This is a genomic window from Geomesophilobacter sediminis (assembly GCF_016458275.1).
Classification (GTDB): domain Bacteria; phylum Desulfobacterota; class Desulfuromonadia; order Geobacterales; family Geobacteraceae; genus Geomesophilobacter; species Geomesophilobacter sediminis.
Genome location: NZ_JAEMHM010000022.1, coordinates 1 through 17,528 on the forward strand (window position 1 = coordinate 1; position 17,528 = coordinate 17,528).

The following is a 17,528-nucleotide window of genomic DNA, read 5'->3' on the forward strand; positions in this document are numbered from 1 at the left end:
TCTACGCAGACGTCAAGAAAAAAATGACTGTACTGAACAACTTTTTTAAAGCAAAAAGCTAACCGGACAACACTGGGGCTGGGGGGGATTTGCCTTTGTCTGGCATGTCATGAACCCCATGCTCACCCTGACCCTCTTCTTGAAGGAGAGGGAGTTGCAGCCCCTGAGCCTCAAGCCCCTCACTCTCAGCCCTTGATACCCCCCTTTGACAAAGGGGGGCTGGGGGGATTTGCCTTTATATGGCACCCGACCCCCAGCCCCCAGCCCCATAGTTTTAGCCCCTCTGCATTACCTCATTCTGACTATTCCGTAATTTAACGTTCATAGCTCCGGTCAAATAACGTGTTTTAGCCGTGGTCAATTCGCGGCTTCATCCCGCGGCCCCGTACTTATTCCGGCGTGAAAAAAAGTTGTTTGAAAAAAGCGTATTTAATTCGATGGGTTGCGGGCGAGATCCTGGCGTCTTGCACCATGCCGAAGGTAGGTAGCGTGATTTGGCCTGTGCCTTGCAAATGACGAAAACGTAATGTGGGAGTCAGGTGAAAGTAGCCAACCGCTCAGTATCCAAACGGTGATCGTGATGAGCTGTCCAGATTAGAACGAAAGGTGGTGATTGGTAGAGGTTGGTAGTTCAGTAGTTGGAGGACAGAAGAAACGAACCTGTAGAAAACCTTGTAGCTGCTTTGTAGTTGAAATCGTTTTTGTTGTCGGCGGTGCTTTTGCACCATATTTATGCACTCAAAAGGAGAAGAAAATGAAAAAAGTCAGCTTAGCTCTCGCAGTAGTCAGCCTCGCCGCTACCGCCACGGTTGCCTTCGCTGGTCCCCAGGCCGCAACCGGTATCAATGGTTCCTGGCATGACCTCAACGCTGCTGCCGGTTACACCGGTGACTCCCTTGGCCGTACCTGCGTCTTCTGCCACACCCCGCATAACGCTCGTACCACCGACGCTCTCGTTCCGCTGTGGAACCATGCCGACAACGTCCTGAAAAACCTCGCTCCGTACAGCTGGGTTGCCCCGACCAACCAGAAGATCGCTATCAACAGCGACCCGCTGATCGGACCGAGCCGCCTCTGCATGGCTTGCCACGATGGTTCCACCGCCGTTGACTCCCACGGCTCCGCTGGTTCCTTCCCGGCTGGCAACACCAAGATGACTGCTTCTTACACCGACGCCCTCGGCGCCACCGCCAAGCGTTTCATCACCGACCTCACCGTCACCCACCCGATCGGGTTCCAGTACGACGAAGCTGCTGCCAAGCGTAACAACATCGCTACCAACGGCCAGAACGTCGCCGAGATCGTGACCAGCGAACACGGCTTCATCCTCGGCGATCTCCCCGACGCAGCCGTGTGGAACACCCAGAACCGTACCGGCGTTTCCGCAGTTGCCGAAACCGGCAAGAAAATCAAGGACACCCTCTACGGCGGGTTCATGACCTGCGCTACCTGCCACGACGTTCACAACTCCGTCAACCAGGGACCGACTGCTGCCAGCGGCCACAGCTACAACTACTTCCTCTATGCCAAGGAAGAAGGTTCTGCCATCTGCCTCTCCTGCCACATCAAGTAAGGCGCTGCGCCTTTCAGGCGCGGAGGAGAGCCCGCTTTCGAGCGGAATGTGATTATATCCTTTCGACTATCTCATAAAGGAGTTATGGCATGTTCAAAAAGACCTTAGCATCTGCCTTGCTGGTATGTACCGTCCCGGCAATGGCAAGTGGCGCGTGGTTCCTCACCACGAAAGTCACCAGTGTCGGCGGTAATCTCAGTTACAACTACAATGGCACCACCGGCTTCCAGACTTACACCTCCGGCGCCAAGACCAAGAGCTTGGATGCGAACGGCGCCGCTTCGGTGAGCGTCGCTGCTGATGCTCACAATAGCATCAAGTCGGTCACCGTCACCAAGGTCGACAAGGACGGGAACCAGACCGTCAATACCACGGCCGGCAGCAGCGTAACCTTCAGCCCGGCTGATGGCGACAACTTCACCGTCTGGGCGAACTTCCAGATCCAAGCCCTGACCGCTACCGCCAGCATAACCAACGGTGCGGTTTCCCCGAGCTCCATCGGAAACCTCTACTACGGCTACCAGGTCATGAGCGACCTCACCTTCAACTTCACTCCGAAGGTCGGGTACACCCTCGGGCCCATCCAGAACAATGGCGTAGCCCTGGCTAGCGGCGGGTACGTTGTCGTCAACAATGCCACCAAAGCCGACCAGCGCGCTTCTGTAACCTTCAAAAAAGGTTATGTGTTCACCGCCCCGATCGCCCTTTCCGCTGCCGGAGCGGCGCCGGCCAACATGGTCACTTTCAGCACCAGCGCACCGCAGAACGCTGCTGCAGGTTCTGAGAGCGTTACCCTGAAGACGACCGCGGCTAACGTAGGTACCATCTCCTGGTACTACGTCTCCGGTCCTCAGAACACCGTTGCTTACAGCACCGTCAACGGGAAGGTGATCACTACCGTGACCCCTGGTCCGGCGGTTCTCAACGGCTTCACTGTCCAGAGCGCCAACCAGTCTGGCGTTTCCGCTGACAAAAATGGCGCAACTGGCGTCATCCAGAACGTACTCGGTGGTCCGACCGGCGCAAACGTGACCCTGACCATTCCTGCTGGGTCCGCTCCTGGTCAATACAAGTTCCTTGCCCAGGCCACCGGCATCGACAACAAGGTCTATAGCTCCATCGCTACCGTCAACGTCGTGGCGCAGGCGTCCGATGTCAGCAACCAGTGCCAGTTCTGCCACACTGCGAACGGCATCGCCGGCGGAAGGAATATCGGCGCCGAATACCAACTGTCTGTTCACGGCGGTAATAGCCAGCACTCCTCCTGCGCAGCTTGCCACTTTGGCGGCACCGCTGCCGGCCATCCGGGCGACGTCACCACTGCCACCGTCAGCACTACCGATTTCACGGTTAAAGTTGCCGAGGTTACCGGCCCCTACGGCAAAGTCACTCAGGGCAACCTCTTCTGCAACGCTTGCCACAGTGGTGGGTATGCGCCGAGCCACGGCGTTCCCTACAATGTGTCGTCCATTGCGGATGCCAACCAGTCGTTCACTGGCGCTGACTGCAAACTGTGCCACACCGCTACCGGTACGGGCGATGCCCACAATATCCTCGGTGGCTGCGTGAACTGTCACTCCGTCCCGAGAACGAACTTTACCGGGCTGGTTGCCGACAACAACAACGGTGTCCGCGCCGTCGCAGACGAGTTCAAAAAATGGTCGCACCATATCGTCAACGCTAACGGCATCGAGGCACAGGATGCTCAGTGTGCCGTGTGCCACCTTGAAGGGCAGGCAGTTAACAGTGGTATCCATGTTGACTACACCAAGCACATGAAAGATAACAAGATCCATCTGCGCAACTCCGATACCGACGCGGATTTCGCATGGGATCCGGCTAACCCGGATCACTCAGGGATGGACAACTTCTGCATGAGCTGCCATGACACTAACGGAGCGACCTCTGCTGGTATTCAGGCGATCCAGACTGTCATCAACGCCAATGGAAATGCCATGACGGGGAAAGTAGCCAACGCCGGCAACCCGTTCGGCGACACCATCTCGAACCGTTACGACAAGATGATGCGCCCGGCAGTCACCAACGTCGATTCTCAGTTCGACACCAACAACAACTCGCACCACGGCGTCAAAGGCGCGCGCTACACCGGTCGTACCCGCACCGCTGGTCCGCGTCAGATCGCTTCTGCAGCTACCTTCGCGGCTAACTCTACCGCCGCCCTCCAGGGTATCCGTTCCACCATGTACGACGCCGGCAACTTCAACGGCCTCTACGTCCCGCTGGAGAATGCCGGTGGCGAAACTGCACCGCGTACCGGCGCCCAGTCCCTGGGTGACGACTCCACCCTCCACTGCGGCGACTGCCACACTGTCGGCCAGTGGAAAGTTGGTTCGTCCAAAAACATTGACGGCTCGGCTACCACCGCAGCCATCGGTGCCCACGGCTCCAACAACGAATACATGCTGCGTAACTCCATCGGTACCGACGAGCGTCACGTTGGCGTTGCCTACACCTCGGCCAACAACGTTGTGACCGTGAAAAACCCGGCCGCTCCGTTCCTCGTCTGCTACAACTGCCACACCTATAACAAGTACGGCTCCGTCTTTGTCGGCACCGGTGCTGACGCCGGTAACGCTACTTTCGCCGAGATGGGCAATATCCAGCCGCACGCTGGTGAGTACGCTTCGGCCGGTCGCTGCAACGGTCCGGGTAACACCATTTCCTTCAACGGCTACACCACCGGTACGGCTACCGATGGCACCCAGTTTGAATCCCGTTTTGCCCAGAACCCGACTGCTGCCGACGCGGCCAACGGTTTCCAGAATCCTGATTTCGGCAACATCTTCGGCATCCAGTGCCTCAACTGCCACAACTCCGGCGCTGGCAATGCCTACGGCGGTATCCACGGCTCCGCCAACGACACCGACTGGGCCACCGTCAAGGCTTCCGACCTGATCGCTGCTGCTGGCCAGACCAAAACCACCAAAGGCTTCTACGTTGACGGCATGGGCAACGCAAACTCTGTCCAGCGCTTCCTCCCGGGCCTTGGCAACGTAGCCCACGTACCGGGCACCCTCGGCGGCTTCTTCGGCGGCTCCATCGCCTTCCAGAACGGGTCCACCGCCAACTCCTCCTCGGTTGCCTACACCACCGGCGGCGTCTCCAAAGACACCAACTGGGAGCAGAAGCACTGGCAGCAGAAATCCAACACGGTCATCAACTACAAGACCGCTGCGGTCTCCAACACCCTCTCCGCAGGCGCCGGCTGCTACACCCTCGGCGCTTCGGCTACCGCGGTTGCCAAGAACCTCGAAGGTCCCTCCGTCACCGGTAACGGCGGCGCTGCTACCGAACTCCTCGACACCTGGGGCGGTTGCGAAGACCACGGCGCTGCCAAAGCCAAAGGCGATCACGGCTTCCTGAAGCGGATCGTCCGTCCGGTCACCTACTAAGACCATGCTGTAAACGAGGAGAGAGGGTGACCTCTCTCCTCACCCTTGAAATTGAATCGGCCGGCACCAACGAAGGTGCCGGCCTTCTTTTTTGTGCGGAATTGTCCCCAAACAAAGGCAATGCTGGCTCCGGCGCCAAGGCCCGATAAAGTCCCCCTTTGCGAAGGGGGATTTAGGGGATTTGGTTCTGTAGCCAACCTGGTGCTGGTGGCAACTTTGGTCAAAATCCCCCCTTGCCCCCCTTCGCAAAGGGGGGTAACTGCGCAGCTCAGAGAGTCAAAACGAATCCTCCCCGCTCCCCTTTTGCCAAAGGGGGGATCAAAGGACAGACCTTCTTTGGGGGGATAATTCCGAACAAAAAAGGAGCCCCCCCTGTGGGAAGCTCCCTATTAATTCGTTCCATGAGCTCTTGGTCTCTACTAGCCCCCAGTCCCCAGCCCCTAGCCCCTGTTTTTCACGGTACCTGGAATCCGAAGGAGGGGGACCAGGGACCGGGGCCCTTCTTAAAAATCCCCCGTACCCGCGCGCTGTAACGCTGTCCCGAGGCGAGGTTGCTCATCACCAGGAAGCCCGCCTCCAGGTAAGTCTGGAAGTGCTTCCAGTTCTGTTCGACCAGCGGATCGCCGTCGGTGATGAAAATCTCGTAACACCTGGCGTCGGGAACCTTGTTGACGTAACCGACCATGGTCCCCGGCTGGTCGCCGTGGGTGATGCTCTGGATGATGGGGGCGATCAGTGTGGCCAAAGCGTTCGCCATCGTGCGCGCCCGCTTCTTGCGCAGCGGGTATCCCGATTTGATAAGGAGGTCCTCGTTAAAGTCGGTCTCGATCTCAACGAAGTGGCCGATCTTCCGGAGCATGCGGAACAAGTTGGTGCGAATTTGTTTCTTTTCTTTTGTTTTAAAGATATCCCTTGATTGGGCGGCATAGCAGGCTGCCTGGAACCGGTTCTTCTCCTCGGCCAGTTGGGCTATGGTCGGCGTCGATCCCCAGTCCTTGTCTACGTCTACGATCGTCGGGACCCCTTCGACGACTCGCCCGGTAAAGGCAAGCAGTTCCGCATCGGACATCTTCGAGTCCCCGAAGCAGATCCTCACAGCAATGGGTTCAGAAATCATGGTCGGCCTCCATTGGTAAAGGTTAATGTGCTTTGGGGGAGTGTATCCGGGAATTGCCGAAATCCAACTGGAAATTTTCTCATCCCCTGACGTAATAACTCGGAGAAGACCTGCGGATTTGGTTCACCCGGGCGGTAAGGAAGCGGTATGGAGCCGTAACAAGGAATGCAGAAAAGATATTGCCGGTAGGTGCGCGGATAGTTTCGGCTTCAGTGAGAAATATTTCGGCAAATCGGAAGTACCCGCGGAATCGTATATTTGAGGCCGGCGAGCCCACATGGGAAAAGCGGGTAACCCATCGACAGCAGCCGCATCTCCGTTTCCTTCCTCGGGACGGATCTCAGACGGGAGCCGCTCGCGAGGGAATTGATTCCCTCTTCCTTTCTAAACTCCGGACGGGATAAACACCGTTGCGCCTGCCCCTATCCTTGCTCGCTGTTGCGAAGCCGGAAAGGCGCTTGGGGGATTCCTCCGATGGATGGGCCTTTCCGGTTATTGGAGATCGTCCCCCGCCGTCAGCTTCACCTCCGCCGAAACTCGGAACCATGCAGCCGAAACTAAGAAACGTCTTTTCCTGAATATCTCGGGCACGTCCGAAATCCCGGAGGTAGGGCTCCTGATCAGAATTGGCGTCACCTGGTTATTCATATGGCTCTAGTAAGTTCCCCCCCCTCACCCCGCCCCTCTCCCGAAGGGAGAGGGAGGTATCGGTCATCCGGTGTGAAGATTGACACTAATCAGCTCGTTCATTGTTCATAGCCGCCATTTCCTGCTTGCCAAATTCACCCTTTTTTCGCTATAGAGGTGCTGCTGCACATTGTTCCCCTAACAACGCAGGTATCGTAGCGATGCAGGTACTGATAATCGAAGACGAAAGAAAGACCGCCGCCTTTATCCGCCGCGGGCTCAACGAAGAGGGTTTTCGGGCCGAAGTGGTCCATGACGGCCGGGCCGGCCTGGACGCTGCGCAGGCGCAGACCTTCGACCTGATCCTTTTGGATGTCATGCTTCCGGGTATGGCCGGTTGGGAGGTCCTGCAACGGTTGCGCGAAAGCGGGAACCAGACGCCGGTGATTCTGCTGACCGTCCTCAACGGGGTTGAGGACCGGTCGCACGCGATGGAACTGGGCGCCGACGGGTATCTCACCAAGCCGTTCCCCTTTTCGGAGTTGTTGGCCCGGATCACGGAAGTACTGCATCCCCGATTCGAGACCAGGGCGGACCTGCTTCGGTTCGGCAACTTGGAAATCGACCTTGCCGCGGAGTGCGTGCACCGCAGGGGGACCGAGATCGCACTCACCCAGCAGGAGTTTTCCTTGTTGGCCCTTCTGGCCACCCACCCCGGTGAGCTCCTCTCCGTGTCCCGCATCGCCGAGGGAATCTGGGCGGTTCCCGGCGATGCCGCGGTTGTGGACCGCCATGTGCGACGGTTGCGGAACAAGCTTGGCGATCAGGATGGCAACGGACTGATCCATACCATAAAAGGGAGAGGGTACCTGCTTGAACAACGCTGAGCCCGTGGATAGCGGTGTCCCCTCGAGGTCCCGCAGCCGTTCTCTCACCGTCTGGTTCCTGGTCGCCAACTCGACTGCTGTCTTCCTCCTTTTTGCCTCATTCACCTCCCTGCTCTATTTCGGGCTCGCCAAACACCTCAACGATGAAAGCCGGCTTCTTTTGCAATCGGAAGTCAACGCCGTCGAGCACATCCTCAGATTTTATCCACTGGGGCAGATGCTCGAGAATGAGGTGAATCCGAGCCAGACCAGTGAGGAGTACGTCAAGCACTACATCCGCGTCCTCGATCCTGCGGGACGAGAACTCGCCGAAACCCGCGGTATGGATGCGTTCGCTCCGGCAGCCCAGTTTCGGCTTCCCCCCAAGGGCCAGCGGTCCGGCACGGTCCGGCAATGGGAAAACGCGGCCGGCGACCCGGTGTTGGGGACCGCCGTCTGGTTGAACCTCGGCAAAGATGGGGTGGGGGCCGTCGAGGTTGCCCTCGACCTCGGGAACATGAACAACATTCTCACCCGGTTCCGTCTGCTCGCTTTTGGCGCAGGGGCACTGGGCCTGCCGGTTTGCCTTTTGGTCAGCCTCGCGATCGTCCGCAGGGGGACCAGATCGCTCCGCGAAATGACCGAGTCGGTCCGGGGGATATCGGTTGCCAACCTTGGGGCGCGCCTTTCCTGGTCGGACTGGCCTGAGGAGGTAGCCTCGCTGGCCCGGGTGATGAACAGCATGCTGGACCGGCTGCAGGATTCCTTCGAGCGGCTCTACAACTCGGCGGTGAACCTCTCGCACAAGATGCGCACCCCGCTCACCATCATGCGCGGTGAGGCCGAGGTGGCCCTGGCCCACGAGCGGAGCACCGAGGAACTGCGGGATGTCATTCTTTCCGGCCTGGAGGAGAATGACCGGCTCACCCGCCTCATCGAAAACATCCTCTTTCTCGCCAATGCCGAAATCGGTAAGCTCCCCTTGGAGCGGCGCGAGATGGAGGCTGCCGATCAGGTCGAGATGGTCGTGGATTATTACGAGCCGCTCGCCGAGGAAAAGGGGATCGCGCTTTCCTGGGAGGGGGCCGCTCGGGTGGTTGTCGATCCGGCCCTTTTCCGCAAGGCGGTTGCCGCCCTGGTGGCAAACGGCATCACCTACAACCACTCCGGCGGCAGCGTCGCCGTAAAGCTCCGGCAGACCGGTGACCTCGCCTGCGAGATCCGGGTCATGGATTCGGGGGCCGGGATTCCGGTTGAGGAGCGGGAAAAGGTGTTCGACCGCTTCTACCGGATCTACGCGACACGATTTCTGGACCCCCACGGAACCGGCCTGGGGCTCCCCATCGTTCGGACCATCATGAATCTGCACGGCGGCACTGTCGCCTTGGACGGTGCCGGTCCTGGTACCACGGTTATCTTGAACTTCCCCGCCGCGGCGGTCGCTCCGGAATTGTTTCGCGGATCGACCGAGCCGATGAGTGCCCCGCACCTGTCGGCGGAGGAACATCCCCACGAGGTACGCGAAGATGTTGATTCTTATTGTTGAAGATGAGGTGAAGACTGCGGCGTTTATCAAGAAGGGGCTCTCCGAGTACGGGATCCTGTCCGACGTGGCCTACGATGGAGAGGAGGGGCTGCAGCGTGCCCTGACCGGGAAGTATGATTTTCTCATCCTCGACATCCTGCTCCCGAACCGGGACGGCTGGTCCATCATCTCGGAACTGCGGCGCCGGCGCATCGACGTGCCGGTCATCATGCTTACCGCCCTCGATGCGGTCCCGAGCCGGGTGCGCGGGTTGGAGTCGGGGGTGGACGACTACATGGTGAAGCCGTTTGCCTTTTCCGAGCTTTACGCCCGGATCCAGACCATTTCCCGGCGGGGGCCGACCTTAAAGCAGGAAGTGCTGCGGGTGGCCGACCTGGAACTCGACCTGGAGGGGCGGCGGGCAACCCGGGCCGGGAAGCGCCTGGACCTGACCCCGAAGGAGTTCGCCCTGCTTACCCTCCTGGTGCGCCGAAGTGGAGAGGTGATTCCGCGGACGCGGATCGTGGAGCGGATCTGGGACATGGACGTGGACAGCAACGCCAACATTCTCGATGTGCACATGCGTCGCCTGCGGGCCAAGGTGGACGACCCCTTCGAGGTAAAGCTCATTCACACGGTGCGTGGGGTAGGGTATGTGCTCGAGGAGCGGCAGGAGTAAAGCAGGGGCTAGGGACTGGGGGCTGGTAAAAATCCAGAAAAAACGAGATAAATGAAAAAAGGGGCTTCCTTCGGGAGAGCCCCTTTTTTGTTGCCATCGGTGCGGACCGGTAGGTCGCGTTGAGGCACGAAACGCGACCTGGGTGATCGTCACAGAGCGGACGCCGCGTTTCATTCTTCAAGAGATCTACCAACTCATGCTCAATTCTTCGGGACCGCAGCTGCTGCGGTCCTTTTTTTGGGTTCTTCCGGGAATTCGGGGGCTGTGCTTCCTTGAAGGACTAGGGGACCCCCCTTCGCAAAGGGGGGGACGCGAGTTCCCCTACGGCGCTTCGTGGAAAGATACTGCAGGTTTTCCGAAATTCCCGGAAGAACCTTTTTTTTCGGAACTATCCCCCAAACAAAGGCAATGTTCGCAATGCCCGATAAGTCCCTCTTTGCGAAGGGGGGGCCTCTAAAGTTACCGACCCCCGACCCCCCCCTTTTGGATCTGACGAAAATGACGAAAAAGTAAGACTGTAAAAAGGTTGGTGAAAGGAAATTACTGTGTTTTTACACGTGGTTACGCGAGGTCGCCGGGGAAATCCCGGACGCCCTGACCGTCAGAAAAGGGATTTGCCCGTCCGCCGAAAAAAAATCAAAAAAATTTCCTCGACAAAATCAACGGTTACGGTTCCTGGCGGCAAGAACATTTGGGGTGGGCATCCGGCTTGCTCAATAGAGAGTACGAAACGCAACGCGGAAAAGAGCCGAATCTTTAAAACCTCTCATCTTGGAACGAAGGCAGCAACAACGAAGTCGCAGCAGATGAAGTGGGAACGCAGATAAAAAAATCACGAAAGGGGGGCTGGGGAACAAGAAGAAGTAGTCGGTATCTTGGCAGTCAAACAACAAGCAGCTAGTCAAGTAGGAAGAAGTTCAGGCGTAAGACAATTTTGTTATCTCAGGTGCTCTGCACCGTCATTTGCACTCAAAAGGAGAAGAACACATGAAGAAAGTATCAGTTGCCCTCGCAGTAGCTGGCCTCGCCGTCACCGCTTCGGTTGCTTTCGCTGGCCCCCAGGCCGGTACCGGTATCAACGGCTCCTGGCACGACCTTAACTCCGCCGCCGGCTACACCGGTGACTCCCTTGGCCGTACCTGCGTATTCTGCCACACCCCGCACAACGCTCGTACCACCGACGCTCTCGTTCCGCTTTGGAACCACGCTGACAACGTCCTGAAAAACCTTGCTCCGTACAGCTGGGTTGCCCCGACCAACAAAACCATCGCTATCAACAGCGATCCGCTGATCGGACCGAGCCGTCTCTGCATGGCTTGCCACGACGGTTCCACCGCCGTTGACTCCCATGGCTCCGCTGGCTCCTTCCCGGGCGGCAACACCGTCATGACCGCTTCCTACACCGACGCCCTCGGCGCAACCGCCAAGCGTTACATCAACGACCTCACCGTGACCCACCCGATCGGGTTCCAGTACGACGAAGCTGCTGCCAAGCGTAACGTCATTGGCAACGGCCAGGCTGAGATCGTGACCAGCGACCACGGCTACATCCTCGGCGACCTCCCCTCTGCTGCCGTGTGGAACACCCAGAACCGTACTGGTGTTTCCGCTGTTGCCGAAACCGGCAAGAAAATCAAGGACACCCTCTACGGCGGGTTCATGACCTGCGCTACCTGCCACGACGTCCACAACTCCGTTAACCAGGGACCGTCCGCCAACAGCGGCCACAGCTACAACTACTTCCTCTATGCCAAAGAAGAAGGTTCTGCTATCTGCCTCTCCTGCCACATCAAGTAAGGCGCTGCGCCGTCAGGCGCGGAGGAGAGAGCCGCTTTCGAGCGGAATGTGATTATTTCCTTTCTACTATCCTCATAAAGGAGTTATGGCATGTTTAAAAAGTCATTAGCATCTGCCTTGCTGGTATGTACTGTTCCGGCGCTGGCAAGTGGCGCGTGGTTCCTCACCACGAAAGTCAATAACCAGGGTGGTACCCTGAGCTACAACATCGGCGGTGTGTCTGCATTCCAGACCTACACCTCCGGTGCCAAGACCAAGAGCTTCTCGGCAGCCGGTCCGCAGTCCGTCGCCTTTACCCCGGTCGATGCGAACCACACCCTTCAGTCGGTGAAGATCGTTTCCTCCTACGTCAACGCCTTCGGCAACATGACCACCGAGACCTCCACCTCCACCAACGGCACCGCCGGCTTCACCCCGGTTGACGGCGCCAACTACAGCATCTCGGCATACTTCAATGTGAACCGCATCTCCGTGAAGGCCGCCAACGCATACGGTACCGCTACTCCGTCCAGCGTCGGCAACGTCTACTACGGCTACGTGCTGCAGAAGGACCTGGTCTTCACCTTCTCCCCGAATGCGAACTACAGCATCACCGGGCTGACCGATACCACTGGCACCCTGAAGCTGGACGGGACCGACACCAACGTCGTCGTCTCCAACACCAAGGCTGTCAACCAGAAGGCCACCGTTACCCTGAAAGCCGGGTACACCTTCAACGGTCCGATCAACCTGGTCGCTGCCGGCTCCTCCATCGCTCCGGCACTGAGCGCCCCGGCGCCCCAGAACGTCGCCGCCGGCTCGGCTGTCAGCCTCACCCCGACCGCTGCGAACCTGGGCACCCCGACCTTCAACTGGTACTACGTCTCCGGTCCGAAAAACACCGTCAGCTATGACAATTCGACCGGCAAGATGGTCGCCACCATGACCCCGGCTCCGGCGGTCACCGGCTTCACCAGCACCCAGATCATCAACACCGGCATGTCCGCCAGCGGCAACGTCAACAACGTCTACGTTGCTGATGCAGTTGCAGCCAACGGCAAAGTCTCCATGACCATTCCGGCAACCGCTCCGGCCGGCCAGTACAAGTTCCTGGTCCAGACCGTCTACGGCGGCAAGACCTACAGCTCCATCGCTACGGTCAACGTCCTTGCTTCCACCACCGATTCCGGGACTCTCTGCCAGAACTGCCACAGCGCCAACAACATCCCGTCGGCCAGTGCTTTCGACCAGGCGATCAACACCCGTTACAAGGCTTCCATCCACGGGCAGAGCACCACTTCTTCCTGCGCTGGCTGCCACTTCAACGGCGTCAACGGCAACACCGCCGCTGGTCACCCGGGCACCGTCAACGGCGACACCGTCGACAACGCTCTCTTCACCGCTAACGTTGACGGCGTCATCGGCGGCTTCGCTGCACCGGTTGCCAAAGGCGCAGTCTTCTGCTCCTCCTGCCACGGCGCCCTCCCGCACGGCACCTCGCTTGCTAACGGCGTGACCTGCGTACAGTGCCACACCTCCGGCAACGGCCAGGGCGGCACCGGCGATGCCCACGCCATCCAGGGTCTTTCCTGCCAGGGCTGCCACGCTATCGCTCAGACCAACAAATTCACCGACCGCACCCTCGCCAGCGACGACGGCGTCAACCAGGGCGTTCGTGCAGTAACCGGCGAATTCTCCAAGTGGTCGCACCACATCGTGAACGCTAACGGGGCCGCTCCGCTGGACGAGCAGTGCGCGATCTGCCACCTCGAAGGTTCCACCCACAACTACGGCCACGGCGACAGCTTCGTTGTCGACGGCACCAAGCACATGGCTGACAAGTTCATCCACCTTCGCAACGCGCAGACCGACGCCGACATGCAGTGGGATCCGTCCAACCCGAACCACACCACCATGGACAACTTCTGCATGAGCTGCCACAGCGCAGCCGGTGCGACTTCCGCGACCGTTGCCAAACTCCAGGGGATCATCAGCCAGACGACCGGTATCGCAGCGAACCCGCTCAACCCGTTCCTCGACACCATCTCCAACCGCTACGACAAGATGCTCCGTCCGCGCGTTACCAACGTCGACAACCAGTTCGACACCACCAACAACTCGCACCACGGCGTCAAAGGGGCCCGCTACACCGGCCGTACCCGCAACGCTGGTCCGCGTCAGATCGCTTCTGCAGGCACCTTCGCTAACAACTCCTCCACCAAACTGCAGGGTATCCGCTCCACCATCTACGACGCAGGCAACTTCAACAACCTGTACGTTCCGCTTGGGCAGACCGCTACCCAGACTCCTGCTGACCTGCTGGGCGACGACTCCACCCTCCACTGCGGCGACTGCCACACCGTCGGCCAGTTCAAAACCGGCTCCGCCACCAATGCTGACGGCAGCGCTACCACCGCCGTTATCGGCGCACACGGCTCCAACAACGAGTACATGCTCCGCAACTCCATCGGCACCGACCAGCGCCACGTAGCTGTTGCTTACACCTCCTCCAGCAACGTCGTCACCGTGACGAACGCCGGCGCAGCTTACCTGGTCTGCTTCAACTGCCACAGCTACAACAAGTACGGCTCCATCTTCGTCGGCACCGGCGCTGACGCCGGCAACGCAGCTGCCTCCGAGCTGGCCAACATCCAGCCGCACGCTGGCGAGTACGCCAACGCCGACCGCTGCAACGGTTCTGCAAACACCCTGTCCTTCAACGGCTACACCACCGGCGCAGGCACCGACGGCTTCACCAGCCGCTTCGCAGTCGCTCCGACCGCGGCTGACCTTGCTGCCGGCTACCAGAGCATGATGCCCGACAAAGGCACCGGTAACGTCTTCGGCATCCAGTGCCTCAACTGCCACAACTCCGGCGCAGCCAACTCCTACGGTGGTATCCACGGCTCCGCTAACAACACCAACTGGACCGATGCTACCGGCACCCTCCACACCACCGATGCTTCCGTAACCGGCGGCGCGTACATCGACGGCATGGGCAACACCCAGAAAGTCGAGCGCTTCCTCCCGGGTCTGGGCAACGCAATGTACGTCCCGGGCAACCTGGGCGGTGCTACCAACGGTGTTGCTTCCGACACCAACTGGGAGCAGAAACACTGGCAGCAGACTGCCACCACGGTCATCAACTACAAGACCGCTGTGGTCACCGGCACCGCTTCCTCCGGCGCAGGCTGCTACACCCTCGGCACCACCACCACGGCTACCAACGTGGCCGCTGGCCTCGTTGGTCCGAGCCAGACCGGCCCGACCGGCCCGGCTACCGCCCTGATGGACAACTGGGGCGGGTGCGAAGACCACTCCGCAGCTCAGGGCGCCGGCAACCACGGCTTCCTCAAGCGGATCGTCCGTCCGGTAACCTACTAAGATGCAGTAACGAGGAGAGAGGGTAACCTCTCTCCTCAGTCTTGAAATTCAATCGGCCGACACCTCCGGGTGCCGGCCTCTTTTTTTTCCGAACTATCCACCCACAAGAAGGCCCCTCCTTTGATCCCCCCTTTGGCAAAGGGGGCAGGGGGGATTTGGTTTACAAGTTTCTCGTAAGATTCTGGACTTAGAAGCAAATCCCCTTAAATCCCCCTTCGCAAAGGGGGACTTTGTCGGACGGCTGCCCGGAGCCAGCATGGTTTTTGTTTGGGGGATAATTCTGTATTCTGTACCACCCTGGTCCCTAGTCCCCAGTCCCGGTTTTTTAACATTGACGGACCCGACGGATTGCTGATAGTATCCTCCCGTTTTTCTTACTATTCCGATGCAATGAAGGAGAAAGCATGAATCGCTTACGTATCTTGTCGGCAGTTGGCTGTGTCGTGGCTGCGGTAACTATCGTCGGTTGCAAGTCGAAGCAGGAAGCTCCCAAGGCCGCTGCACCTGCTGCAGGCACCGCCGCTCCGCAGCAGGGGGAGGCAGTGAAGAGCATTTCCGGCCAGATCGCAGCCGGTGCGGTGACCGCTTCCCCGCAGGACAAGGCTGACGCTGAAAAAGCCGCCACCCAGGTGATCGCCCTGATGGAAGCGGGCGATTTCGCCAAGGTTTACCAGCAGGCCGGGCCGGTTTTCAAACAGATCGGACCGGAAAACGCCTTCGCCGCCAAGTTCAGTCAGACCCGTAACCTCACCGGACCGCTGGCTAACCCCAAGCAGACCAGCTTCGTGGTGCTGCCGGACAAGTCCTTTGTCCTGGTTTACCGGATGGAGAATCCCCGCTACACCACCGATCGCCGCTTTACCTTCGCTCGTTCCAAAGAGGGGAAGATGGAGCTGATCGGCCTCAACCAGCATGACGAGCCGAAGAAGGTGGCGGCTAAGAAGTAAGGCAGGAACAAGCCGGGGCTAGGGATGAGGGGCTAGGGGGTAGGGAAAGCGGTTTGTAAGAGCCGCTTCCCGAGCCCCCAGTCCCCAGACCCTAGCCCCGGTTTTTTCCAAGTCTTACCAATTAATCCGGTTAATGTATACTCATAGTCGCGTTGCCATATCATTGTCGTATACAGAGCCGGCACCTAAGTGCTGGCTTTTTTTGATTCCATTTTGTCAGTGCCTTTGGTAGTATAACGAGTCCTTAATCGTAGACTGTACCAAGACTCCCCTTTGCTAGAAGGAACTGTGGACACTATGAAATCCCCGTCGTTTGCCTCCAGAGTGCTCTTTGTTTCGCCGCTGACTCTCATTGTTTTTCTCATAATTCCGGTCGCCGTCATACTTTCCTTCCGGCTTCATCTTGGAATTCCTTTCCTCAATTTCAATCTCCTTCTGGCCAATAACATCTGCTTTGCCCTCCTGGCCATCGTGCGGCTGCTCTGGTACCTGGGGCGCTCCGGGAAGGAGATCCGGTACGGCGAGGGGGGACGCCCTTCCTCCGCCTACGCCACCGAGTTGCCGCTCCCCGAGGCGCGCAGCGTGCTGGCCCGCGGCGGCTTCGTCTTTGGCGCCGACGGCACCTACGGCGAGAAACGAGACCGGGGGTACCTGGGGACGGTGCTCCTCTACGTCGGGCTTTCGGTTGTCCTGGCAACCGGTTCCTGGAACAACCTGCGCCAGTTTGCCGGCGTGGTCCTGGACGGCGTAGGCCCGGCCACCCCCCTGAGCAAGCCGGAGGCCTACCGTTCGCTTACCCGGGGACCTTTGGCCCCGAAAATGGAGAGCCTGCCGCAGCTGCGCGTCTTGAGCCAGATCCTCCCGGATTCGACCTACCTGCGCGGCGGTACCGAGATCGCCCTGATCCCGGCCGAGGGAAAGCCGGCCAGCACGGTGCTCTTGCCGCCCACCCCGTACGTCTATCAGAACTACGACATCTACATGACCAAGATCGTCTTCACCCCCGAGGTGATCATCAAGACCAAGGCGGGGGCGCTCATCTTCGACGGCTTCGTCCAGCTCGATCCCTTGGTGCAAAAGCGCGGCGTCTTCAGCTTCTACGGCCCCTTCGCCGGCGATCAGGCGGTCGGCGGGGTGTACTATGCCCCGGACAAGAACCTCATGATGATGGTCGTCACCCGCAACAACCAGAAGGTGGTCGGCGATCTCGTCTTCCAGGCGGACCAGGAGGTCACCGCCGGCGACTACGTCCTGTCCGTGGCCAAGCTGGGGCAGTGGTCGGAAATCCACATCGTGCACCACCGCAACAAGGCGCTCCTCTGGTTGGGGGGGATTATCGCGGTGCTCGGCCTGGCGGTGCGGTTGGCACTTAGGCCGCAGCGGGTCTGGCTGGACGAAGGTGAGCAGGGGTGCCGGGTGGCATCGGTCGGCCGGGACGCGAAGACGCTGCTCGCTGCTTAAGAACCCGTTCAAGGTTCAACGTTCAAGGTTCGACGTTGGACCCAGGTAAAACCCCTCAAGGTTCTACGTACTACGTTGGACCTCCGGCTGAAACATAGCAACCACGTGACTCTTACTCTTACTCTGAACGTTGAACATCGAACGTTGAACGTTGAACATC

10 protein-coding genes are annotated in these 17,528 nt (G+C 59.2%); 9 read left to right on the forward strand and 1 reads right to left on the reverse strand.

The genetic code is table 11. The features are described 5' to 3' along the window. Positions 1 to 754 precede the first annotated feature (754 nt). Positions 755 to 1,573 (forward strand): cytochrome c3 family protein, encoded by an 819-nt coding sequence (locus JFN93_RS21385; RefSeq protein ID WP_199386188.1) that lies wholly within the window; start codon positions 755 to 757, stop codon positions 1,571 to 1,573. Between the two features lie 89 nt (positions 1,574 to 1,662). Then, positions 1,663 to 4,986 carry a hypothetical protein gene (locus JFN93_RS21390; RefSeq protein WP_199386189.1) on the forward strand — a complete coding sequence of 1,108 codons (3,324 nt, stop codon included), beginning with the start codon at positions 1,663 to 1,665 and terminating at the stop codon, positions 4,984 to 4,986. 454 nt (positions 4,987 to 5,440) lie between these two features. Here JFN93_RS21390 and JFN93_RS21395 read toward each other — a convergent pair whose 3' ends face one another. Then, complete coding sequence (locus JFN93_RS21395) at positions 5,441 to 6,103, reverse strand: fibronectin type III domain-containing protein (RefSeq protein ID WP_199386190.1); 663 nt, start codon at positions 6,101 to 6,103, stop codon at positions 5,441 to 5,443. 848 nt (positions 6,104 to 6,951) lie between these two features. Here JFN93_RS21395 and JFN93_RS21400 point away from each other — a divergent pair. The 7 genes from JFN93_RS21400 to JFN93_RS21430 all read left to right on the forward strand — a co-directional run bounded on the left by JFN93_RS21400 (position 6,952) and on the right by JFN93_RS21430 (position 17,368). After that, positions 6,952 to 7,617 (forward strand): response regulator transcription factor, encoded by a 666-nt coding sequence (locus tag JFN93_RS21400; RefSeq protein WP_199386191.1) that lies wholly within the window; start codon positions 6,952 to 6,954, stop codon positions 7,615 to 7,617. After that, entirely contained in the window at positions 7,604 to 9,142 is a 1,539-nt protein-coding gene (locus tag JFN93_RS21405; RefSeq protein WP_199386192.1) for a heavy metal sensor histidine kinase, read from the forward strand. The genes JFN93_RS21400 and JFN93_RS21405 overlap by 14 nt, the downstream gene beginning before the upstream one ends. Next, positions 9,123 to 9,800, forward strand: coding sequence for a heavy metal response regulator transcription factor (locus tag JFN93_RS21410; RefSeq protein WP_199386193.1), 678 nt, complete (start codon positions 9,123 to 9,125; stop codon positions 9,798 to 9,800). Before JFN93_RS21405 ends, JFN93_RS21410 begins: the two co-directional genes overlap by 20 nt. Before the next feature lie 987 nt (positions 9,801 to 10,787). Next, complete coding sequence (locus JFN93_RS21415) at positions 10,788 to 11,597, forward strand: cytochrome c3 family protein (RefSeq protein WP_199386194.1); 810 nt, start codon at positions 10,788 to 10,790, stop codon at positions 11,595 to 11,597. A 90-nt stretch (positions 11,598 to 11,687) separates the two neighbouring features. Next, the gene (locus JFN93_RS21420) at positions 11,688 to 14,960 is read left to right on the forward strand and encodes a hypothetical protein (RefSeq protein WP_199386195.1); all 3,273 of its coding nucleotides are present in this window, start codon (positions 11,688 to 11,690) and stop codon (positions 14,958 to 14,960) included. Positions 14,961 to 15,364: 404 nt separating this feature from the next. Beyond that, complete coding sequence (locus tag JFN93_RS21425; RefSeq protein ID WP_199386196.1) at positions 15,365 to 15,907, forward strand: hypothetical protein; 543 nt, start codon at positions 15,365 to 15,367, stop codon at positions 15,905 to 15,907. A 297-nt stretch (positions 15,908 to 16,204) separates the two neighbouring features. Continuing rightward, a complete protein-coding gene (locus JFN93_RS21430) occupies positions 16,205 to 17,368 on the forward strand; it encodes a cytochrome c biogenesis protein ResB (RefSeq protein ID WP_236021892.1) in 1,164 nt (387 codons plus the stop codon). Positions 17,369 to 17,528: the final 160 nt, after the last annotated feature.

Excerpts from the sequence above, each read along its gene's own strand:
- JFN93_RS21430 (WP_236021892.1), top strand. The coding sequence starts at position 16,205 with ATGAAATCCCCGTCGTTTGCCTCCAGAGTGCTCTTTGTTTCGCCGCTG.
- JFN93_RS21400 (WP_199386191.1), top strand. The coding sequence starts at position 6,952 with ATGCAGGTACTGATAATCGAAGACGAAAGAAAGACCGCCGCCTTTATC.
- JFN93_RS21390 (WP_199386189.1), top strand. The coding sequence starts at position 1,663 with ATGTTCAAAAAGACCTTAGCATCTGCCTTGCTGGTATGTACCGTCCCG.
- JFN93_RS21410 (WP_199386193.1), top strand. The coding sequence starts at position 9,123 with ATGTTGATTCTTATTGTTGAAGATGAGGTGAAGACTGCGGCGTTTATC.
- JFN93_RS21420 (WP_199386195.1), top strand. The coding sequence starts at position 11,688 with ATGTTTAAAAAGTCATTAGCATCTGCCTTGCTGGTATGTACTGTTCCG.
- JFN93_RS21425 (WP_199386196.1), top strand. The coding sequence starts at position 15,365 with ATGAATCGCTTACGTATCTTGTCGGCAGTTGGCTGTGTCGTGGCTGCG.
- JFN93_RS21385 (WP_199386188.1), top strand. The coding sequence starts at position 755 with ATGAAAAAAGTCAGCTTAGCTCTCGCAGTAGTCAGCCTCGCCGCTACC.
- JFN93_RS21415 (WP_199386194.1), top strand. The coding sequence starts at position 10,788 with ATGAAGAAAGTATCAGTTGCCCTCGCAGTAGCTGGCCTCGCCGTCACC.
- JFN93_RS21395 (WP_199386190.1), bottom strand. The coding sequence starts at position 6,103 with ATGATTTCTGAACCCATTGCTGTGAGGATCTGCTTCGGGGACTCGAAG.